The organism is Halorientalis brevis, from assembly GCF_023077655.1.
Genome location: NZ_JALLGV010000012.1, coordinates 17,388 through 37,753, shown reverse-complemented (window position 1 = coordinate 37,753; position 20,366 = coordinate 17,388). Strand labels below are relative to the sequence as shown.

At 61.1% G+C, this 20,366-nt stretch carries 20 protein-coding genes; 15 read left to right on the top strand and 5 right to left on the bottom strand.

The features are described from left to right. Positions 1–306 precede the first annotated feature (306 nt). The 6 genes from MU553_RS22345 (at position 307) to MU553_RS22320 (ending at position 7,626) form a co-directional block, all read left to right on the top strand. On the top strand, positions 307–783 hold the full coding sequence (locus tag MU553_RS22345; RefSeq protein ID WP_247381794.1) for a hypothetical protein: 477 nt from the start codon (positions 307–309) through the stop codon (positions 781–783). A 53-nt stretch (positions 784–836) separates the two neighbouring features. Beyond that, the gene (locus MU553_RS22340; RefSeq protein WP_247381792.1) at positions 837–2,474 is read left to right on the top strand and encodes a DUF8186 domain-containing protein; all 1,638 of its coding nucleotides are present in this window, start codon (positions 837–839) and stop codon (positions 2,472–2,474) included. Positions 2,475–2,629: 155 nt separating this feature from the next. After that, positions 2,630–3,358 (top strand): COG1361 family protein, encoded by a 729-nt coding sequence (locus MU553_RS22335; protein WP_247381790.1) that lies wholly within the window; start codon positions 2,630–2,632, stop codon positions 3,356–3,358. A 1-nt stretch (position 3,359) separates the two neighbouring features. Continuing rightward, positions 3,360–4,619 (top strand): TrbL/VirB6 family protein, encoded by a 1,260-nt coding sequence (locus MU553_RS22330; RefSeq protein WP_247381788.1) that lies wholly within the window; start codon positions 3,360–3,362, stop codon positions 4,617–4,619. Next, on the top strand, positions 4,619–5,638 hold the full coding sequence (locus tag MU553_RS22325; RefSeq protein WP_282594427.1) for a TraC-like domain-containing protein: 1,020 nt from the start codon (positions 4,619–4,621) through the stop codon (positions 5,636–5,638). Before MU553_RS22330 ends, MU553_RS22325 begins: the two co-directional genes overlap by 1 nt. Next, on the top strand, positions 5,635–7,626 hold the full coding sequence (locus MU553_RS22320; protein WP_247381785.1) for a VirB4 family type IV secretion system protein: 1,992 nt from the start codon (positions 5,635–5,637) through the stop codon (positions 7,624–7,626). The genes MU553_RS22325 and MU553_RS22320 overlap by 4 nt, the downstream gene beginning before the upstream one ends. A gap of 103 nt (positions 7,627–7,729) precedes the next feature. On the opposite strand, the gene MU553_RS22315 is transcribed toward MU553_RS22320, so the two are convergent. Further along, positions 7,730–9,130: a hypothetical protein gene (locus MU553_RS22315; RefSeq protein ID WP_247381782.1), complete on the bottom strand. Its 1,401-nt coding sequence runs from the start codon at positions 9,128–9,130 to the stop codon at positions 7,730–7,732. A gap of 853 nt (positions 9,131–9,983) precedes the next feature. Here MU553_RS22315 and MU553_RS22310 point away from each other — a divergent pair. The 3 genes from MU553_RS22310 (at position 9,984) to MU553_RS22300 (ending at position 12,289) form a co-directional block, all read left to right on the top strand. Continuing rightward, complete coding sequence (locus tag MU553_RS22310) at positions 9,984–11,480, top strand: lamin tail domain-containing protein (protein ID WP_247381780.1); 1,497 nt, start codon at positions 9,984–9,986, stop codon at positions 11,478–11,480. Then, the gene (locus MU553_RS22305) at positions 11,477–11,764 is read left to right on the top strand and encodes a DUF3006 family protein (protein ID WP_247381778.1); all 288 of its coding nucleotides are present in this window, start codon (positions 11,477–11,479) and stop codon (positions 11,762–11,764) included. The genes MU553_RS22310 and MU553_RS22305 overlap by 4 nt, the downstream gene beginning before the upstream one ends. 186 nt (positions 11,765–11,950) lie before the next feature. Next, positions 11,951–12,289 (top strand): helix-turn-helix domain-containing protein, encoded by a 339-nt coding sequence (locus MU553_RS22300; RefSeq protein WP_247381777.1) that lies wholly within the window; start codon positions 11,951–11,953, stop codon positions 12,287–12,289. 72 nt (positions 12,290–12,361) lie between these two features. On the opposite strand, the gene MU553_RS22295 is transcribed toward MU553_RS22300, so the two are convergent. From MU553_RS22295 to MU553_RS22285, 3 genes are all read right to left on the bottom strand, one after another. Then, entirely contained in the window at positions 12,362–12,532 is a 171-nt protein-coding gene (locus MU553_RS22295) for an exodeoxyribonuclease VII small subunit (RefSeq protein WP_247381775.1), read from the bottom strand. A gap of 75 nt (positions 12,533–12,607) precedes the next feature. Then, the gene (locus MU553_RS22290) at positions 12,608–13,027 is read right to left on the bottom strand and encodes an exodeoxyribonuclease VII large subunit (RefSeq protein WP_247381773.1); all 420 of its coding nucleotides are present in this window, start codon (positions 13,025–13,027) and stop codon (positions 12,608–12,610) included. Positions 13,028–13,187: 160 nt separating this feature from the next. Next, positions 13,188–13,706 carry a hypothetical protein gene (locus MU553_RS22285; RefSeq protein ID WP_247381771.1) on the bottom strand — a complete coding sequence of 173 codons (519 nt, stop codon included), beginning with the start codon at positions 13,704–13,706 and terminating at the stop codon, positions 13,188–13,190. A gap of 134 nt (positions 13,707–13,840) precedes the next feature. Here MU553_RS22285 and MU553_RS22280 point away from each other — a divergent pair, with 134 nt between their 5' ends. The 5 genes from MU553_RS22280 to MU553_RS22260 all read left to right on the top strand — a co-directional run bounded on the left by MU553_RS22280 (position 13,841) and on the right by MU553_RS22260 (position 17,694). After that, the gene (locus MU553_RS22280) at positions 13,841–14,665 is read left to right on the top strand and encodes an HNH endonuclease signature motif containing protein (RefSeq protein ID WP_247381769.1); all 825 of its coding nucleotides are present in this window, start codon (positions 13,841–13,843) and stop codon (positions 14,663–14,665) included. Positions 14,666–15,099: 434 nt separating this feature from the next. Beyond that, positions 15,100–15,759 (top strand): hypothetical protein, encoded by a 660-nt coding sequence (locus MU553_RS22275; protein ID WP_247381767.1) that lies wholly within the window; start codon positions 15,100–15,102, stop codon positions 15,757–15,759. Between the two features lie 107 nt (positions 15,760–15,866). Then, positions 15,867–16,157 carry a hypothetical protein gene (locus MU553_RS22270; protein ID WP_247381765.1) on the top strand — a complete coding sequence of 97 codons (291 nt, stop codon included), beginning with the start codon at positions 15,867–15,869 and terminating at the stop codon, positions 16,155–16,157. Between the two features lie 244 nt (positions 16,158–16,401). Beyond that, positions 16,402–17,238 (top strand): N-glycosylase/DNA lyase, encoded by an 837-nt coding sequence (locus MU553_RS22265; RefSeq protein ID WP_247381763.1) that lies wholly within the window; start codon positions 16,402–16,404, stop codon positions 17,236–17,238. Positions 17,239–17,250: 12 nt separating this feature from the next. Then, a complete protein-coding gene (locus MU553_RS22260) occupies positions 17,251–17,694 on the top strand; it encodes a DUF6884 domain-containing protein (RefSeq protein ID WP_247381761.1) in 444 nt (147 codons plus the stop codon). Positions 17,695–17,772: 78 nt separating this feature from the next. Here the strand turns inward: MU553_RS22260 and MU553_RS22255 are convergent, their stop codons facing one another. Further along, positions 17,773–18,927, bottom strand: a complete 1,155-nt coding sequence (locus MU553_RS22255; protein ID WP_247381760.1) for a restriction endonuclease — start codon at positions 18,925–18,927, stop codon at positions 17,773–17,775. Between the two features lie 108 nt (positions 18,928–19,035). On the opposite strand from MU553_RS22255, the gene MU553_RS22250 reads away from it, so the two are divergent. Further along, entirely contained in the window at positions 19,036–19,794 is a 759-nt protein-coding gene (locus MU553_RS22250) for a DUF429 domain-containing protein (RefSeq protein ID WP_247381758.1), read from the top strand. The last annotated feature ends 572 nt before the right edge of the window (positions 19,795–20,366 follow it).

The following is a 20,366-nucleotide window of genomic DNA, read 5'->3' as shown; positions in this document are numbered from 1 at the left end:
TTCTGATACGTTGACGGTCTGTACTGATCGCCTCAAGGATTTCGCGGGACGCTTTCTACGACATGCTGCTTTGTTTCGTCCCGTGTCTAGTACTGACCGAGCACTGCTTTCGACTCCATGACTAGAAAGTCCGTATTCACGACGCTGTTATGGAGTCATGCCCCATCCTGTGAGAGCCTGATTCTCTCGTTCATCACTGAATCCGACACCCCAGTCGCCAACTGCCACTCTCCGGCGAAACGCAGAAACTCCCTCAAATACAACCACCACAGTTAGATTTATTTCCCAATATGTGGGCGTACAATAATGAGTGCGCTCGCATCGGACCCCGAGGTGGGTGGGGGACGCGAGCGACCAAGTCTATCCATGCGCACGCTTAGTGACCTCTCAACTGCTGTCGTATCGACCGCAGCCCGAACTGACCGTCGCCTCCAGTGGTCAGGGCGGACCGCTGCCCTGAGTTGGCTCCTCCTGGGGGTGCTCGCAGTCGACCCTGTCCTGGCCCAGTCGACCGGGTCGGCGTTCTGTTCCTCCGACATGGCCGAGACCGCCCGCAACGTCTTCACCGTCATTCAGTTCGGTGGACCGCTCATCGGGGGAACGGTCTTCCTCGGAGCGACTGTGGCGATCCCGGTGGTCCGGCGGTCGGACCTGAAAAAGGAGTTCAAGGAACTCCGTAACCAGGGGTTGGTCTGGGGTGTGCTCGTGGCGCCACTCGCGACGGTCATCCTGCAGTTCCTGTTGAACAACGTCGTCGCAGGTGGGTCGAGTTGCGGGTTCTAACACTGCTCATGCTTGCCTGCACAACGACGGTGGTCTGCTCAGTGGGTGGGGCCATGACGGTCCCGGCTGCGGCGAGCGGCCCACCGAACGAGACGGATCACGGCGTCTCGAACGAGACGTTCCACACGCTCTGGGCCGGCGACCGCGACGAGTACGTGTCCGACGAGATGCTGACAGCGAACCGCTCGGCACTGGCCGCGCTGGCCAACGGGACGGACATCCCTCTGGACCGGCCACCGGGGGCCGTCGCCCAGTGGAATCGGGGCGATCACGACGAGTTCCCAGCGACGGGGCGGACCGCGGCAGTGCATCCGCCGCACGCGTCGCTTACCGACGGGCGATTCATCCGGGACGCCGGCGCCACCATCTTCGCGGTGACGCCCTCGACACGGGCGCGGCTGTCGGCGGCGGAGCAGCCGCTGTACGTCGCCCCGAACGGCACGGTTCGTGGGACCGTCGACTACCGCGTCTCGGTACCTGCCACGACGGGCCAGCCGGGTGATCGCGTCAGCTGGCAGCTCCTGCACCACAGCATCACCGACACACGGCTGCTCGTCAACGGGAGCGTCGTCGCGTCCGGTGAAGGATCGCGGACGCCGGCGCTGGCGTATGCGCATCTCCCGGGCCACGTCGATAATCGACGCCGACTCACGCTCGCCGCAGACGTCGAGGCGACGCTCGAACGCACCGCGGAGACCTGCGACGAGTGGGACAACGACACGTGTACGGACATCGAGCGGAACGTGACGGTCGTCACTGAATCGGTGACCGTCAACGACACCGTCACGGTCGTCCCGTACGATCTGGCGGTCTCCGGGTTCCGTGCCCGCTATCCGAACGGCGATCTCGGCTTGGTCGTCTACAAGAACCAGCCGTGGCTGGGGCACTCCCTTCCCGGTGGCTGGGTCCGCGGCGTCTGGCGGTTCTACGCGGCCCGGGACGCCCGCTGGGATACGCTGCGCAGGTATACAGCGAACGGGCAGTCACAGCGGGCGTCGCCACTGCAGCCCCTCCAGGTGCACGCCTATCCCTTCGAGCCAGGGCCGACGCCGTCCCAGCGCGACACGATCACCCTGCTCGCCAGCTACGGTGTCACCACGACCCCGCCGACGCTCCCCGAACACGTCAATCTGGACGTCCTGAACGAGAGCTATGCGGCGACGTACGGGCTGGCGAGCCGGACCGAGACGACCGACCACAACCTGTCGACCGTCGTCGCAACGGGGCTGGTGCGCGGGGTGACCGCCCAGGCACAGCCCGCTGATTTCGACGACCTCGCCATCAACCGGACGAACCTCACACTGCGAGTCGTCAACCGATCGGAGCAGCGACGGACGGTCGAAGCCACGCTGGTGGACGCCGCGACCGGTGCGCCGATCGACACGCGTGGTCGTGAGGGGTATCTGGTGATCGCCGGCGAGCGGGTCAACACCAGTGCGGATGGTACCGTTCGGGTCGTGGTGCCGGCGTCGACCGACGCCGTGTCGGCCCGTTACGAGCCCGGTGCCTGGTGGCGCAACACGCCTGGCTACACGGCTGCCTCCGACGTGGTCGCTATCGGCACGGGCGACCTCGCCTGGCTGCGCCTGTTGTATCAGTTCCTCGTTCCGGTGGGGATGTTCCTGCTGGGAGTGTATTTCATCGATCGGATCACCGGGTGGCGGATCTGGCCACCGTGGCGGGGTGTCTGAAGATGGACGGGAATCGACGACTGGACGGTGCGCCCGTCAGTACCCGGCGGTCACTGTTGCGGCTCGGTGCAGCGGCGGTGGCTGGCGGGGTGGCCGGTTGTTCTGGTGACTCGCCGGACTCGTCGGCCACCGCGACGACAGCTCCACGGCCGGACGTGATCGAGGCCATCGAGTTCGACGTCCAGCAGCTGGTCGTCCGGCTTCGTGAGGACCATTCGGTGTCGAAGCTCAACCTGATCGGCCCGGATGGGAGTCTGTACACGCAGACTTTCGTGGCAACTGGGGAGACGACCGCTCGCCTCCAGCTGATGGAAGTCATTCCTGACCTGGCAACCTCGGAGCACTACACGCCCGGGACCCACGAGCTGGTCCTCGTCTCTGGTGACGAGACCGAGTCGATCGAGATCGAGTTGCAACCTGATCTGGAGATCGTCGATGTCCAACAGCCGGAGCGAGAGCAGTATTCTGGCGATCCTGGACGCCTCGCCGTGACTGTCGCGAACCGAGGCAGTGCACCGACGTGGGTCCACGACGTTGAATACTCGAATGCTCCATATTATGGCGCCAACCATGACCTGGCTGATAACCCGGGTTTGATCACGTTCGAGGAGACGAGAGAGCCGACTGAGCTGATTATTCCACCTGGGGAGACCAGGAGCTATATTGGAACATCGACGCCACTCCTGTTCTCTGAGAAAGACCATTCATCCTGTGGCAGTGGCTCCTATCAATTGACAATTCACGTCGGGACTGGGTCTGGAGGTGCAATTCAGAGACAGGTTCAGGTATCTTCTGGTGGCTCTGACATCTCCACGGGATTTCGAGGGCAGTTCACTTGCAGCGACAACGAGGTAACGCTCCTTCCGACAACCGGGGACTCTTGATATGCCTGACTTTGGTGCCCTGGGCGACGTGATTGTCGCGGCAATAAAAGAGCTGCTCACGCAGTTGTTCAATCCGGTCACGAATGTTATTGAACAGCATGTAAGCAAGTTAGTCGAATTAATCGTAGACACGCCCTATCCAGACGCAATCTACACTGCGCCGTCAAACGGATCCTGGCCCGGCATTTACACCTACTACTGGGATTCGATCATCCCGCTGGCTCTGTTCCTCTGGGCCATGTCGATCGGGCTGGTCATCTTTTTCGAGTCAACCAGTCACCTGTTCACCAGCTATCACCGCACGAAACTCAAGAAGCGGGCGTTCTCTGGGCTCTTAGGTATCCTCGCTTGGTGGTGGATGGCAGCACTCTCGCTGCGGTTCGTGAGTGCGCTGGCGACGTTCATCTCTCCGGAGTTGTCGAACGTCACGCTGTTCGAGACACTGTCGTTCACGTCGATGAGCGTCCTCGGGACGGTCTTTGCGCTGATGGCTGATTTCACCCTCTTCGCGCTGTTAGGCCTGATCTATCTCACTCGCGAACTCGTCCTCTATCTGTTCGTCCTGCTGATGCCGATCCTGATCGCGCTGTGGATTCCAGGGGTCGGTCCGTTCACGCTCGTCTCGCGATTCGTCCGCCGGCTCGCGGGATTTTACGTCCCGTTCCTGTTCATGACGGTGCCGGTGGCGGTCCTCTTCCGGTTGGGCGAACTGGTTGGATTGGGGGCCGACCTCTCGATGGGTGGCGTCGGCCAGTGGCTGGTGGCACTGGTTATCCCACTCCTTGCAGTGCTCTCGCCGATCGTCCTGGTCTGGCAGGCTGGGGCCGTCTTTTTCGTCGCCGACCGGGCGTCCAGGCACTTCTCCAGAGAACGCGCTCGGCAGCGAACGGCACGGGCCCGGGAGAAAGGCGCCGAGACGGTCCAGGGCGGCCGGAACTTCGTCCGCGGTGCACAGGGGAAACCGGCAGTCGATCGCGACGGCCAGTACAAGCTGGACCACGGCGACTCCCGTGCCCATGCGGCTGGGGCGAAAGTGTCGCAGTCGACGACGCGGCTGGTGTCGGTATTCGATCAGGATGGCGACAGTGGCGACGGCTCCGGTGGCTCGGGTGGGACCGGTGGCGGCGATGGCACGGCTGGCACGGACGCTGGGGACGGCCAGGGGTACAATCGGACGAGCAACTTCGAGACGCTCCGCGACCGTGGCGGCTCGGGCGGCCGCGACGGGGCGGACGACGACCGACCGCGCTACATCAACTGATGTCACAGGATCGTTCTGCTGCGAAACGCGTACCGAATTCGTTGAACACTGACGCCAGGGTATTTGGCCGCTTCTCACTCGGTGACGTGGCGGTGGCCCTCCTGCCTGGCGTGGTAGTCGTCCTCTGTACGCAGGTGGTGTTGCCGCCTGGCATGCAGGTGGCGGGCTACCCCGTGCAGGCACTCACGCTCCCGGTCGCCGGGCTGGCGATCGCCGGTGGGGCAATCCTCGTCGCGGCGACGCCAACTTACACGGACAGTCTCGACTGGCTGGGGATGCTGCTCGGGTACGTTCGCTCGGACACGGACCAGCAGCACCACGAGGCGGCGGCTGCCACGCAGGTCGAGCGAATCCATCCCGACCACGACGCCATCGAACGAACGGACGGCGCGCTGGTCGCGCTGGTCCACGTCGACCCACCGAACATGGCGCTAGCGACCAACGAGGAGTGGGCCCAGAAGGCGACCGCCTTCCAGGAGTTCCTCAACACCGTCGTGGAGTTCCCCATCCAGATCTACTCGACGACACAGCAGTTCCCCGTCGACGAGTATCTCGCCCACTACGAGGCCCGCCTCGACGATCCGGACGTCGAGGCGAACCCACAGCTGGAAGCGCTGATCGACCGCTACGTCGAGTGGTATCGAGCGGATCTGGAACGCCGGCAGATGACCATCCGCGACCACTACGTCATCGTACCAGTGACGCCCGACGAGGTGCAGTTCGACCGGGCGAGCGTCCTCTGGAACCTCGCGGGGCTGCCGGTGGTGGGACTGTTCGTACGGGCCGCACTCGCGCCTGCCGCCGAAACCCAGCAGGCGGCCATGATCGAGGAGCTCGGCCAGCGGGTCGATCGCGTGCGGCGAGGGCTGCGTGAGATCGACGGCTGTGGGTCAAGTCGCGTCGCTGCATCGGAGGCCACCGAACTCCTCGCCTCCTACTGGGCCGGTGAGGACGTCCGGTACGATGCGACCGAGCAGGTGATCCGCTCGCAACCGATCGTCGGCGGTGGTCGACAATGAGCAGTGACGGCCTGACGCGGGAAGACGGTGAAACCGTCGACGAGGACGAACAACCAGCGGAGTCCGTGGAGGACGACGCGGAGAGGGGCAGTCAGTCGCCCATTCCCGAGGACGTCAGTGACGAGTCGCCGTCCATCTCGTTCGACTACGACTTCTCCACGGCGGGGCTGGAGTCGGTGTCGGACTCGCACGCTTCGGTGGTGGCACCCTCGTCGCTGGACGTCCAGCCAGGGGTGGTGCGGACCGGCCAGGACTGGACGCGAACGCTCTGGATCGGGGAGTTCGCCGACGCCCCGGCCGATGGCTTCCTCGAACAACTGTACGCCAGGGGTGAGACGCGGTCGACGGACGTCTCGATTCACATCGACCCGCGTGAGACACAGGCGACGCTCGCCTCCCTGGAGAATCGCCTGGAGGACATGGAGGCCGAGTACGAGTACCTCCAGGAGAAACACCGGGCGAGTGCCCGTGGCATCCAACGTGATCTGGAGGACTATCGCGACCTGTACGACACGCTGCGGAACACGTCGATGCGAGCGTTCGACGTCTCGATGTACCTCACCGTCAGAAGTGACGACCGCGACGATCTGGATGCCGATCCGGTCCGGAAGACCGCCCGGCGCGCTCCGGCGAACCTGACGCCGGTGACGCCCCGGTGGTCACAGCGTGACGCATTGGTTTCGACGAGCCCGATCGGCGTGGACAAACTGAACGAGTCGGTTGATGCGACGACGCCCATGCTCGGCGGTGCTGTGGGGGCGATGTTTCCGTTCATCTCCGGGGCGTTCGCCGAGCAGGGGATCGAGTACGGAACGTACGCACTGAACGAGAGCCCGCTCATCCTCGATCGATTCAACCGGGAGACGGGCTACTGTACGATGGTGATCGGCCAACTCGGCGCAGGCAAGTCCTTCTCGACGAAACTCCAGCTCGTTCGCCGCGCGATGTACGATCCCGACACGATCCTCGTCATGCTGGACCCAATGCGCGGGTTTGACGGCGTCAACGACGCGCTCGGTGGCGAACGGATCACCGTCGGCGGGCGTCGCGGGTTCAACCCACTGGATCTGCAGGCCACTCCGCAGGACGTGTTGGCGGACGTGCCGGACCTGGACCCGTGGGCCGAGCAGATCGCCTGGGTGCTAACCTTCTTCGAGACGTTCTTCACACACGTCGCGAGCAACCCGCTGGGTGAGCGCAAGCAGACGCTTCGGCGCGCAGTGCAAGAGGCGTACGAGCGCCGCGGGTTGACGCGTGATCCGTCGACGCACGATCGTGACTCACCCACCGTCCGGGACGTCATCGCCGTGCTGGAGGACATGCTCGACGACCCCACGGCGTTCGGCTATCCGACGCCGGGCGAACAGGAGCGGGTCCGGAGCGACGCCCAGTCGTTGCTGACCGACCTGCGGCCGTCCTTTCGTGAGGATGGAGACCTCGCGAACCTCGCGCGGGAGACGGAGTTCGACCTCGACGCGCCGGTGATCTATCTCGATCTCCACCAGGAGGAGGGTGCGCGTGGCCGGACCGAGACCAGCCTCATGATGTCGGTGCTGTTCAACGCGGTGTACGAGCGTGCCAAGCAGACGGACAAGCGCGTGCTGTTCGCCATCGACGAGGCCCACTACCTGATGAACGACGCCACCTCCCTGGAGTTCCTGGAGATGGCCGTCCGGCACAGTCGCCACTACGACCTGTCGATCCAGTTCATCACCCAGACCGGCGGGGAGTTCACACTGACCCCGGAGGCACGAACGATCGCGAACCTCTGTTCGATGACGCTGCTTCATCGCGTGAACGAAGAGGCCGAGAAGGTCGCCGAGTGGTTCGGCTTGAGTGAGCGGGAGGTCAACTGGGTCCGGACTGCGAAAGCGGGCAACGATGATGACAACTACTCCGAGGCGCTGCTCGGGATCGACGAGGAAGGGTGGTTCCCGCTGCGGGTGCGGGCGAGCGAGTTCGAGGCCGAGGTGTTGGGCTCGGAGTGACGGGTGTCGAATCCTGATCTAGGGACCGAACGACCGGCTCTTTCTAGACTGAACAGGGGACATACTACGGGATCGCACTGGCGTCACTGCCGCCGGTGACGTTTCAATCAGCGGTGGCTTCGTCGGTCGTGCTCTCTGGGTTCGATTCGGTGGCCGTCGACACCCGTGCAGTGAGCGCTGCGAGCGGAAGGGAAAGGACGGCCGCGGCGATGGCCCCTCCCACCGTGAGCATGAGGACGAGCATCCATGGCCGTGAATCGTAGGGGACGAACACCATGCCGGCGAGTGCAAAGGCGATGGTTCCGCCAAGGATGGCGTGCACCTGCCGGTCACGGGCGATCTCCAGGCCGAATGCAGGGGCGATGACCACTGGCAGGAGGAAGGTGGCCCCGTAGAGCGCCCCTAAAATGACCTTCTCGGTCGCCGGATCACCCAGGCCGTAGCCAACGGTGAGTCCGATGACGCCGACCATGCTGGCAGCCGCGACACCCAGACAGCCACGAAGCGTTCGCAAGCACGCTGGGCGGACGGCTGCAACGCTCCCGGTGATGAGGTAGATCAGTGCCGGGCCGGCCACCCAGACCGGCCCGTTATCGAGAGCACCGAACCCGGCGATAACCAGCCCGAGCACACCGAGCCCGACGATCCCGAGCGCGAATTCGTCTTGCGGGATGGCACTCGCTCGGACTCGCCAGGTGAGAGCCGAGACGCCGACGAGCAATCCGGCGTAGACGGCGGCCGCCGGCAGCACGAACGCCATCACGTTATCCAGCCAAATGGGGGCCGTCGCAAGCGCCAGCGCTGCGTCAGCGTGATAGGCGTGCGTCGACGGGTCACTGAACGCGACGTAGACGTCCTCATAAAAGCCCCACCGGTCGTCACCTGTGGCGCCAGGCCAGGTCACCGTTCGATTCTCAACCGTAGGTTTGCTCTCTGGCTCGCTGTACTCTCCTTCGAACGGTGCCTGGGGGTTGTTGACGACGGCTGTTCCGGGTGGCCCGACGATAGTGAACCGGTCAGCAGTCGAGAGCCAGCCACCACGGATCCCGTCGCTATGGAGGTAGTCAACGACGAGAATGCCGAGGTGGCGGGTCCCGGCGTCGGGATCGCGGAACCGAATCGTAAGGGTTCGGTTCGCGAGGTGGGCGCCTTGGAACGTGACGGTCCCCTCTTCGTACACGTGTGGGAGGCCCCAGCCGTCGGCCGCTGCCCGCTGGCCAAGTGACTCGACGCGGTCGGGATGGTCGGCCAGACGAGTGGCATTGGCGGCGGCCAGTCGGTTTCGAACCACCCAGGTGGCCGAGCCGTTCTCGTGGACGGTGATGGTGGCCGTGCTCTGGGTGACGTTGAGCTGGATCGCCTCTTCGTCGGCGATTTCTTCGAACGAGGAGCCACATGCGCCACACACCGGGTCTGGCTGCGGGCTGGCTAGGACGGCAGGTGCAGCGCCGAGCAGGAAGACGAAGGTGACAAGGAGGATGAGGGGAGCCGCGGTGCGAGACATGCGTATCGGGGAATGTTGGTTATTCAATAAGTGTCTTCTGCACGTTCGGGTTACGGCTTCGGCACTCCTGGTCGGCACGTGGAGTGCATCGACTGACTCAGAACTGCCGGTTCACCTCTGCTGACGCGCTCAGTATAGGTTCTTCAATGAGTACTCCAACAGCGGATCGTTGAAGTTGAAGGCCTGACATTAGTACTGCTACCCAATACCATAAGTACCGACATTACTCATGAATCGTAAAGGAAAACACTCGCCAGTCAAATGATACCTCTCTCATTTTCCATAAAATGCTGCTAAATGATAGATTGCCAAACTCGCTTGATTCTGGCCAGCGATCCGGGATTATCGCATGTCTGGTGATCTTGATCAGTCTCCTAGTGCCCTGGCGGTATCACGTTGGTGTCGGTCACAGAACCGTGATTGGCCTTCATGAACAGTATGGCCTCTGGCTGGCACTCCTGGCGGTGGTCGCCGGAATTGCAGTCCTCCGTGTGACATGGCGTCCTCTTTTGATTGGTCTGTTCAGTCTCGTCGGGCTTGCGAACTCCTACGTCGCGGTGACGGCCTATGACAAAATCCATGGAGTGACGAAACTGCCTCTGGCCTCATGGATGGAACCTGGTTTTGGTGTCTATCTATTCGGTTTTGGAACAGTCCTCGTGTTCCTCACTGTACTCGAATTGATTCTTGAGACAGACGACCCATCTCTACCAAGTTTTGGAACCCGTAGATAGACATACTCAGTAAGCAGACATACTGTGCTGCCTCTGAGGCTATCGGGGTTGAAAATCCCATATGCGGTATTGGATGGTGCCTCCGTCAAACCTATTCGCGCCGGCCTCAACTACCACGCATGTCGAGACGTGCAATCGTGGTCGTTGCGATGGTCGCGGTGGTCGCTCTGGCTGGCTGTGCTGGTGATCCGGGTGCGCCCACCACGACCGCACCGGGCACGGCACCCACGACACCAGCGGAGACGGCCAGCGATGGGACACCGACGGCGCCGGTGAATCCCTTGATACAACACGAGCCGAACGGCACACTGGACGTGCATTTTATCAACACCGGCCTCGGGACGAGCACGCTCATCGTCGGGCCGACCAACGAGACGCTACTCATCGACTCTGGCGACTGGCAGGACGACGGGGAGCACGTCCTCGCGTATCTCCAGGCCCACGACATCGATCGCCTGGACTACCTCGTGTCGACCCACGCCGACGCGGACCACATCGGCGGGCAAGCGGCGGTCATCGAGTACGTCGAGACCGAAGGGGAGGGCGTCGGCGCCGTGTACGATCCCGGCATCACGGCCAGTACGCAGACGTACGAGCGGTATCTCGACGCGATCGAGCAGTACGACGTGACGCTGTACGAGACGCGGGCCGGTGACTCGATCCCCATGGCCGGCACCGAGCTGGACGTACTGGCCCCACCGGAGCCATCTCTCGCGAGCGGGGACCGCAACGAGAACAGCATCGTCCTCCGGCTCGGGTTTGGCCAGTCGAGTTTCCTGTTGCCCGGGGATGCAGCGACGGACGGCGAGGAGTATCTCACGTCGGAGTACGGCACGGCACTGAACGTGTCCGTGTTGCTGGCTGGCCACCACGGGAGCAAGTCGAGTTCCAGCGAGCAGTTCCTGGACGGTGTCGCGCCACGCGTCGCGGTGATTTCGAGTCCGTACGACTCCCAGTACGGGCATCCCCACGAGGAAGTCCTCCAACGGTTGGCGGCCCGGTCGGTCACGACCTACTGGACGGCGACCCACGGCGATATCGTGCTGACGAGTAACGGCTCGGCGATTTCGGTGGCCACCCAGCAGCAGGCGCCAACGGCGCCGCTCGACCTGCGGGACGGGTCGGCGATCGAACCGGAGACGGGTGGTGACGTCACGGTGCGGACGGTGGTCGACGTCGCTGGTGGCCAGCAGGTCGTCACTGACGGGGGGACGGCGACACCGGATGCGGACGGGACTGCAACACCCACTGAGCTGGCACCGTCGACCGATGAGGCCCCGTCGGGAGCGCTGTCGATCGCCGAGATCCACGCGGACGCTTCGGGTGACGAGTACGACAATTTGAACGACGAGTACGTCGTCTTCGAGAACACGGGTGAGCAGTCGGTGGATCTCTCCGGGTGGACGCTGTCGGACGACGCAGATCACGTCTACACGTTCCCGGATGGGTTCGTGTTGGAGCCGGGTGCGACGGTGACCGTCCATACGGGGAGCGGGACGGACTCGGCGACCGACCTGTACTGGGGATCGGACGCGCCGGTCTGGAACAACGGCGGTGACACGGTGACCGTTCGCGATGCGAACGGGGACGTGGTGATCGAGGAGAGCTACTCATGACCGAGATTACGGATGGCACGTACACGGCGGTGGTGGATCGCTTCGAGGAGGATCTGGCAGTGGTGCTTGTGGAAGGTGAGGAGGAGTTGGTCGGGGAGCTGGTGGTCGAGACCGAGTCGTTGCCCGCCGATGGGCAGCACGTCGATGCAGTCCTGACGGTGGTTGTTGAAGACGGGGAGCTGGACGACGTGGCGTACGACGAGGCGGAGACGACTGAGCGGGCAGAAGACGCACAGTCGCGCTTCGACCAGTTGTCCGAACGGCCGTCGTCAAACGAGGAGTAAGTGCTGATATCCTCTTTAGGTGATGTGTGTGTCCGGGAACGACTCTCCAAAGCCGTCTCGATGCACTCTTTCCTTCGTTGTACAGCCTTCCTCGGTGCTGTGACGAGCTAAAACCCTGTTAAAGCCTGCCCACTCAATTGTGGCACCTGAGTAACACCTTTGTGGGGTGCGAGCAATGTCTCACGTATGTCGAATGCTGATCGGTGCGCGGATCCAACCCGGGACGAAATCGAGGCGCGACGGACGGAACTCTTAGCAGATGAACCACTCGTCCACGTGTTCTCACGGCCAGCGGTCTCGAAAATCCTCTCGGTGTTGATCCCTGCGTATGAGGCCATGTCCGTCAGTGCGCTTGCCCGCCAGGCAGACGTTTCGCCGAACACAGTTCGGAACTGTCGTGATATCCTGCTTGAGCACAATCTCATCGAGCATACTGGTGATAAGGGTGGCGCATCTTACTACCGCGCAAAGATGGACAGCGAAGAGATGCAGGCTGTCGTCGACCTTCACGGTGCATTGCGGTAACAGCGGTACTTCCTCGATCGGCTTCCGAGATTCCCATCGCAGTGCGGGCAGCACCTCTCCTGCCATTGGTTGCTATTGTTCCAGAATCTCGGCATCCCCGATATCGAGGTCGCTTTCCAGACTCGCGAGCAGCTCCTTGCCTTCGTCCCGGAGTTGCTTGGCCTCGCCCAGCGAGACCTCCCCGGCTTCCAGTTGGTCGATGATCTCCTCGACGCGGGCCACCTTCTCGTCGATCGTCGCCAAGTTGTTGGTAATTCGATCTCTTTATTCAACCGAGGACGTGCCGTAAGACCGTCCCGGGCATCATTGTGCCCGTCATCACGTATAAACCTGAGCGTGGATGCTTTCCCCGACTGCGTAATAATCTAATATCTGCGATGAGAGTTGTCCTCGGGGAGCGTAGTACTGGAGGTCGCCCTGGACGAGTGCCCGCATGTCGTCGTCGGGGTCATCGAAGAGCTGTGAACGGCGGAAGTTGAAGGCGACACACTGGAGTTCGCAGTTCTCGCCTTCGAGTGTGAAGTACAGGTGGCCGCTGCTGCTCTCGGAGGGCCCGGAGATGTCGCCCAGGATGTAGTCGTGGTGGAGGCCATCGCTGGTGTCGACGAGCGTTTCGACTTGCTTGCTGAGTTCGGCAACCGTGACGACGTCGGCGTCGTCGGGGAGGTCGTCGGTGACGTCCGGTGGGAGCGTGGGCTGGTCGTCGTGAGGGTCGTCGGTACCCGCGCCGTCTGCCATTAGTGGTGATATATCTGTGGCTGGTAATAACGGTGGTTGGTCGGAGGGGTTTCGGCGATCAGTTGGGAGAGATTATGTTTGAAGACTAGTTGGCAGAAGGTGAGTGTTCACTGGGTATGCGTATATGGCATATCTCAATAATCTTCCACATAGTATTCCTTCAAGACAGACCATTACCTGATTCGTCATCTTTGCAGAGTAATCCTTTCTCGACCATTTCTTGATGAACATCTTCTACCAGATATCGATGATATCGTTTTTCCATACCACCAACCGAATAGTCCCACCATGAGTAGATCTCAAAATCAAGATGTCTTCTGATACGCCTGGCCGCACCACTACCATGTTGCTCGTTTAAGGACCCATCTTCAGGTGAATCATGGTGGATTTTAGATCGCTTCAGTTCCCCATCTTCTAGCCAGTAGACGCTTCCCGATGCTGTATCTGTGGTATCGCACGACGACATGAACCCAACTCTTGAGACAGCATTACTGACGGTTAGTAAGTCAGAAACAATAGACCGGTTGTCAGATGGATGGACACCTGAATGAATAACTACATGACACTCGTCTGGCTGTTTTGGGCGAACCAGCTCATCACACTCTTCTACAAAAGATACAACATCCTCTGCAGCACCAGGGTCAGAGAGTTCGACAGTGAATGTGTATAGAGTGCTCACACGCCACGTCTAACTTGGATTTCAAAAAACATTCTGTCCCAATTGATCCCCCTGTATTGAGTAGTCGGTTCTCGATTGGTATCACTGCCCGATTGTGACATAAGAATAATCAATGTGAGAGACACGTATCCGGCATGGGCGTCGTTCGGCGAGAGGGTCAGTGGCGGTTGCACAAACGGGCTGAGGGCGTCTACGAAGTGACGCACAAGGACCGTATCGAACTGAAGATCGTCACCGACGACTACCGGCCGACTGGCGTTGGCGATGCCCGGGACGATATGACCGTTCCAGTGCGTGAGGTGTCATCGTTCAATGACGCCGAGGCACTGTTCGAGGACATGGTTGCTGGCCGGTCCGCGGGTGGTGGACTCGGTACTGCGCAACCGATGGCCGGTAGTAGTGGCCTCGATCTGGATTTGTCACAGGGTGAGGGAGACGCGGATTGGGAGGATCTGCCACCAGGCGGCGTGCTCCTGGTCGGGGTGATCGCCGGTGGTCTTTTCCTCTCACAGACCGGCTTCGATACCAGCAATCCGGTCTTCTTCCTTGGCGTGGGACTGCTGGGGGTTGGTATCGTCGTTTCCGGGCTGGCATACCGTGAGTATCAGCAGGACGGGTTTGGAGCGGCTCTGGACTACCTCGTGACGACTGGCGATGATGATGGGTCGGGAGCAACGGATGCCGACGACCCGGACCGGACACCGCCAACGCCGGAGACCCTGAAGAACGAGCTGATCTTCGATCGTGCCGGCCAGCAGTGTGAGTGGTGCGAGGAGCACACGGACAATCCGGAAGTCCATCACATCGAACCGCGTGCCGAGGGTGGGCCAAACGAGCCCGAGAACCTGATCGTCCTCTGTCCCAACCATCATCGGCTTGCCGACAACGGTGGGCTCACTCGTACGAAGCTCAAGGCCAAGGTGTCTAGGCAGATGGCAGACTGGTCGCGGGCGGATTGAACGAATCTCGACTGGTCTCTGGCTCTGCTTGCTTGTTTCGGTGACCGGTCGTGAGAACGCGGTGAAAGCCCCCGCGGGCTCCGGTCCCGCGACCGCACCTGCGCTCCTCACATGTTGCGGTGCTTGGCGGGTCGGGGTCACCGACCGACTCGCCTCGCTCGTCGGTCGAGATTCCGTTCACCCCGTCTGGTCGTTCACGGGACTCCCGGACCCCGCGGCCTCTTTCAGTCCCACTCACTCCGCTCGTGAGCCGGCGCAGGTCGTTTTTCTCTGATGTGGAATTAACAAGTCACGTCCCACTTACCCCACTGAGGAACGTGATCGCTTTGCTAGTTCGATACTGACGCCACCGTTTGATATCGTGATGGGAACGAGACTCGCTGGTATCAAGGCAGAAGTTCAGGATTTTACCGTCGTAGAGGAATTGTCACACTATGGCAGATACAAACGACATCTACTATCTTCTTTCTGCGCCGTTTGATGCCGATGCACAGGAAACGCTGGTTTCAGCGCTTACCGATTCGGAACACTTCAGCCTTATCGCACCCGACCGTATCGAGAGATCGGCCGCATCTGGCGCCCTCGAACTACAGATGGAATATGATTCGCTTTTCGTTCGAGCACAGACAGGCAGTCCGGATGGAATTCCTGAGATGCCGGCGCTCACACTGTCGGTGGATGCCCAGAGCTTCAGCCGTACAGCCAATTCGGAGGCGGAACTCGACCGGAATCTGGACTCGCTTGTTGCCCTCATCAAAGAGCTGTACCAGATACTCCGTGAGCAGGTGAGCCAGCCGCTGTACGTCATTGCGGCAAGTAATTCGGAGACAGTACATGTTCGTCAAAATGACGATCATATTGCCCGAACGACGGCCGACGGTGTCCGTGAAGGGAAGCTTGAACAAGTTTACTGGGGCCAACTCTTCTCCCCATCGATGGTATCATCGATCGGTGAGGAGACTATCACGTCTGCCCCAATCAACGAGCTAGACATCCTTGCTGACGGCAGTATCTTCTTCTCACATCATCCAAACCCGAACTACGGTGAGAAACCTTACAACGCGATCTATCAGCACTTCGGCATCGAAAATTAGCGTTTCTAGTTCGATTTTCGGTGAGGTAGGCAGGTCTTAGCCGAAGAGATTGGTACCGCGCACTTCCTCCCATACCGGATTCTCGTTTCCTTGTCTGGCTGGGAACGGTGCTTCCCGTCGCCTTTGCCGTGTTCACACTCTACCGGTTCATGCGTCGCGAGAAACGGGACGAGCTGTGGCGCCTCGAGCGGCTCCGGCAGGAGTATATCCAGAACCCGTGGGACATCAAATCGTTCAGCATTTCCGATGAGAATCGGGATGCAGTTGACGAGGTAGAGCAGCGGATGGAGCGGGCGAGTGCCACAAGGGAGTATCCGGCGACGTTTACCATCTGGTCGCAACTCCTGCTCAGTATCGTCTTTCCCAAGGCGTTCCAACTCCTGTTGGCGAGCATCTGAGTTTGCAGACGAACCTCCCTGCAACGCCGCCATTCCTTCGTATAAACGACTCTGTTGAACCCGGGGCCGGAGGCGTGTCCCTCCTTCGCCCGGTTGGTCTCTGTTATCAGGCCAGCGATGGGTGTGTTCATTGTCGGGCATGGTCGACCTTGCGGCACTCTCCCGCTGCCGAGATTGGAACGCAGTACTGTCCATACCTATCGCTCCAGAATGATTTTCCGTTCCGTCCGGTAACGATCTCGCAATGAACCGAACCCGAATCGATCCCCTCGCCGACGCGTTCGCCGCGCTCGGCCACGATGGGATCGCCGCCTTCGACGAGACGGAGCCAGAGTACGCAACACTCGAATACCTCTACGACGAGTTCGGGTCCGAAGCCCACGTGAAGCTGCTCGGCATCTGTGCCGCGACGCAGGACTACCAGCTCAACGGTGATGCCCAGGAATTCTGGCAGGAACTGGAACGCACTGCCAGCGAGTTCGACGCGCTCGACTCGACGCAGGCGGTCAGAGACGTTCTGGGTGACTTCATGGAGGCGGACGTGAACGCGCGGCTGAACCAGCAGAAACGGGAGCGGTTGATCAACATGTTCCACAACGAGTTCGACGAGTGGTTCGTCGCGAATCACACCGCGGTCCAGCCGGTCACGGTGTGGGAGCGCCTCGCCGACGCACTGGACACCCGGATGGAGGCGAAGACGGTCGTGCTCGCGATGAAGATCTACGACATCGCGCATCTGATTCGCCACGGGGAGTATCTCGAATTCCCGTACGACATTCCGATTCCCTGTGATCTGCAGGTCGAGCGTGTCTCTCGAACGTCGGGGCTCACCACCAGTGCGGAGACCGACGAAGTGCTCGATGCGTGGGCCGAGCTCATGCAGGCCGTCAGCGATCGCCTCGACGAGCACGTGTCGCTGCTGCGGATCGACTCGATCGTCTGGCAGGCGGGGCAGGTGATCGGCCGCCACGAACCCGATCGGGAAGCGGCTCGTGCCGCGTTGGTGTCGCATTTCGAGACGGTCGGGCTGGACTCTGATCCTGCTCGACGGCTCGCCGAAGCACTGACGGTCACGATGTGAGACATTGGGCGTATGAACTCAGCGTCACTGCGTGAGGTCGGGCTCGTGAGTTGCGTCAAATCGAAGCGCGACGAGCCGGCCGTGCCCAAGGACCTCTACACGTCCGCTTACTTCCAGAAGATGCGTGCGTATGCGGAGCGCGAACACGACGACTGGTTTATCCTCTCGGCGAAACACGGCCTCCTGGATCCGGACGGCGAGCCGATCGAGCCCTACGACGAGACGCTCACTGGTGCCCCTGTCGCACGGAAGCGTGAGTGGGCCGAGCATGTCTTCTCCGAGCTGGCTGCGGTTGGACTCCTGGACGAGTCGATGTCGCTCGTGCTCCACGCCGGGAAGGCGTACTATGGAGAACTGCTGCCGTTGTTGGAGGAGTCGGCCGTTGCCGAGATCTCGATCCCAACGGAGGGGCTGGCGATCGGGGAGACGCTCGCGTGGTACTCCGAGCGGCTATAGATGGACAAACGCTTGTAGGCCGGCCGGGGGCTCACTTACTATTCTGCAGGCCGGACAGTGAGAGGACCGACAGCTGACTCAGAACTCGTCCTCGATGTCGGCTACCACTGCATCATTGAGCGTCGCGTCGTCGGCCAGATCCGTTTGCACAAGGAGTTCAACCAGATCCTTCCCGGAAAACAGCCGCACTGGATAGGTTGAGAGGTTCTCCTCCTGTGCGCTTTTCGTATAGTACGAGGTGGTGAAAAACAGTCCAATCTCGCCGTCGTCGATCCGGGAAGCCAGGCGACTGAGCTGTCGCCCCGAGATACTACTGCTCGTGTTCTTGACCTGGGCTTTGAAGTCGATTGCTGTATCGACACCGCCGAGCTGGGTCTCGGAGAGGAGTTCGATCCGACCGGTCAAGTCGACCCCTTTGTCGCCACTGTCGGCAGTCATCTCGACGTCACTGATGTTTTCCAGATCCTCCATCAGATACTGGATGAGATATTCGAGTTTCTCGCCTTTCTTCGGTCCATCCAGTCGTGTCCGGATGTCCTGGAGGAGATCGCCGTATCGGCCTGCTGGTTGCTGAGCTGCTGTTGAGCGAATGTTGTCTTTCCAGACGGAGTACCGTCTGATTCGGCCCTCAGTAACCCACTCCTGCCAGGCGTCGGGGCCGCCGATGTCTCTGCCTGTGCGGGCCTTGCGGTGAATCCACTCCAGTTCGACTGCATCGGTATCGAGGATGGCGAGATCGAACAGATAGTTGACGACGGTCTCCCCGTCATCGTCCTTGTGGCGTTCGATACTCATGCCAGTGAGTATACAGAGGCCTCTGAACGTCACCTGGCCAGTCTCTGGCTGTTCGAAGAGAAGGACCGGTGGTGCGTCTTTCCGATTCCCCTGTGCATAGGTTTCGGTGTAGTCGGTCTTGACCCAGTTGTTCCCGGTGGCCTCGTCGGGATCCGGTCGGTGACGGGCCTTGGCGTCGCCCCAGTACCGTGCGGTTCCCTCCTGCATGTTGATAACGTCCTCCCACGGGTTCGGGTTTTTCGTCGACCCATCGGAGGTAATGAAGACCAGGAACTCCCGGTCGCCAGTTTCCGGGTTTGCGATGGCTCGGATCCCACCGCTGTTTCTGATTCCGGTGTCGATGGGGGCGTTGAGCCATCCCTGGAACTGGTCCTTTTCTGGATCGGTGGAACTGCGATAGGTTTCGTTGACGACGTAGCGGTTCCCGTGGGCGGACATGCTTTGCTCGGTGGTCGCAGAATCGGGTGTTAAAATGTCGGATATTCTTTGGTTCTGGGAGGGCTATGGACGGCGTGTGTTTTTCCCAGCGGCACACACAGCGGGAACATGACCCGATACGTCGGCGTCGACTGGGGCGGCAACGGGTGGATCTGTGCGAGTCGGTCAGCGGACGGTGACTGGACGGCCGCAAAGCACCCGTCGTTTCTGAGTGTCTGGCACGAGTATGCGGATGCGACCCAGATCCTGGTTGACATCCCGATCGGGCTCGCACCGGAGGGACTGCGTCGCTGTGACGAGGCCGCGAAAGAGGAACTCGGGTCCCAGCGCGGTCGGAGCGTGTTCATGACGCCGCCTCGGCCAGTGTTCGACGAACCAACGTACGAGGAGGCCAAGGCGAGGATGGACGAGCTGACCGGCCGCGGTCTGTCGACGCAGGCATGGGGGATCATGCCCCGGATTCAGGAACTGGACGAGTTCTTCAAGGAAGTGCCCGATGCTTGGGGCCAGGTCCGCGAGTCCCACCCGGAGGTCGCGTTCGCCAGCCTCCGGGCAGAGGGTGCCGTGGTGGAGTCGAAACTGAGTGCCGACGGGGAGCAAGTCCGCCTCGATACCCTCGACGACGTCGACCCCGAGAGTTCACCTGGGGATGAATTCGAGCGACTCGTCGAGGAGCACATCACTGAGCAACCAGCGTACGCCCGTCACTTCTCGGCGAATAATAAAGACGACCTGCTAGATGCGATGGGCCTCACCGTCACCGCCTGGACAGCGGACGGCGAGTTCACGACCCTTCCCGAGGACCCGGATGACGATCCGGTGCGCGAGGTCCCGATGGAGATCGTTGCAGCTGACTTGGAGAGTTGACAATGTGAATCGATCCAAGTTTGGACGGTATCCAGCTACATGAATCGGGTCTATCCAGTGATAGCTACTGAGTCCTGTTTCGACGCAGAGACCAAAACCCGACTGTCCTGCCCACGTACCGTTGGAGTACGGCTGCTTCCGAAATTGCTGCAATCTCGCTCAGTAAATCGTCACGAGATACAGCAGCAGAGCTACTAGGACCCCAAATGCGATGAGATTCTTCAACTGTGTCGTTCGCATTGGCGCGAACTGACCACCGGCACCACGTGGCTGGCCGAACACGGCGTCCATGAACGCCGCTCCCACGAACAGTGTCAAGATGAGACTCCCTCCAAGGACCAGCACATTACCCATCGCTTCGTGCACCCCTGCTTGATGAATTGAGGTCACTGTGCGCTGTCTTACTAAGCTGCCATCGAACCGCCATCGGAGAGTTGTCACTCCGTGTGTACTGCGTTCCTATCTCTGGCATCGGATCACGTCCCGGTTGGGACGGTTCAATCAACGAGCTACGGGGTTATAATGCCGTGAGACCGTTTTCGCAAATTCTGGGGTGTGAACCATATCACGAC

Bases quoted from the DNA above. Each gene is read 5' to 3' on its own strand.
- MU553_RS22345 (WP_247381794.1), top strand. From the start codon at position 307: ATGAGTGCGCTCGCATCGGACCCCGAGGTGGGTGGGGGACGCGAGCGA.
- MU553_RS22340 (WP_247381792.1), top strand. From the start codon at position 837: ATGACGGTCCCGGCTGCGGCGAGCGGCCCACCGAACGAGACGGATCAC.
- MU553_RS22330 (WP_247381788.1), top strand. From the start codon at position 3,360: ATGCCTGACTTTGGTGCCCTGGGCGACGTGATTGTCGCGGCAATAAAA.
- MU553_RS22325 (WP_282594427.1), top strand. From the start codon at position 4,619: ATGTCACAGGATCGTTCTGCTGCGAAACGCGTACCGAATTCGTTGAAC.
- MU553_RS22320 (WP_247381785.1), top strand. From the start codon at position 5,635: ATGAGCAGTGACGGCCTGACGCGGGAAGACGGTGAAACCGTCGACGAG.
- MU553_RS22315 (WP_247381782.1), bottom strand. From the start codon at position 9,130: ATGTCTCGCACCGCGGCTCCCCTCATCCTCCTTGTCACCTTCGTCTTC.
- MU553_RS22310 (WP_247381780.1), top strand. From the start codon at position 9,984: ATGTCGAGACGTGCAATCGTGGTCGTTGCGATGGTCGCGGTGGTCGCT.
- MU553_RS22305 (WP_247381778.1), top strand. From the start codon at position 11,477: ATGACCGAGATTACGGATGGCACGTACACGGCGGTGGTGGATCGCTTC.
- MU553_RS22300 (WP_247381777.1), top strand. From the start codon at position 11,951: ATGTCGAATGCTGATCGGTGCGCGGATCCAACCCGGGACGAAATCGAG.
- MU553_RS22290 (WP_247381773.1), bottom strand. From the start codon at position 13,027: ATGGCAGACGGCGCGGGTACCGACGACCCTCACGACGACCAGCCCACG.
- MU553_RS22280 (WP_247381769.1), top strand. From the start codon at position 13,841: ATGGGCGTCGTTCGGCGAGAGGGTCAGTGGCGGTTGCACAAACGGGCT.
- MU553_RS22275 (WP_247381767.1), top strand. From the start codon at position 15,100: ATGGCAGATACAAACGACATCTACTATCTTCTTTCTGCGCCGTTTGAT.
- MU553_RS22265 (WP_247381763.1), top strand. From the start codon at position 16,402: ATGAACCGAACCCGAATCGATCCCCTCGCCGACGCGTTCGCCGCGCTC.
- MU553_RS22260 (WP_247381761.1), top strand. From the start codon at position 17,251: ATGAACTCAGCGTCACTGCGTGAGGTCGGGCTCGTGAGTTGCGTCAAA.
- MU553_RS22255 (WP_247381760.1), bottom strand. From the start codon at position 18,927: ATGTCCGCCCACGGGAACCGCTACGTCGTCAACGAAACCTATCGCAGT.
- MU553_RS22250 (WP_247381758.1), top strand. From the start codon at position 19,036: ATGACCCGATACGTCGGCGTCGACTGGGGCGGCAACGGGTGGATCTGT.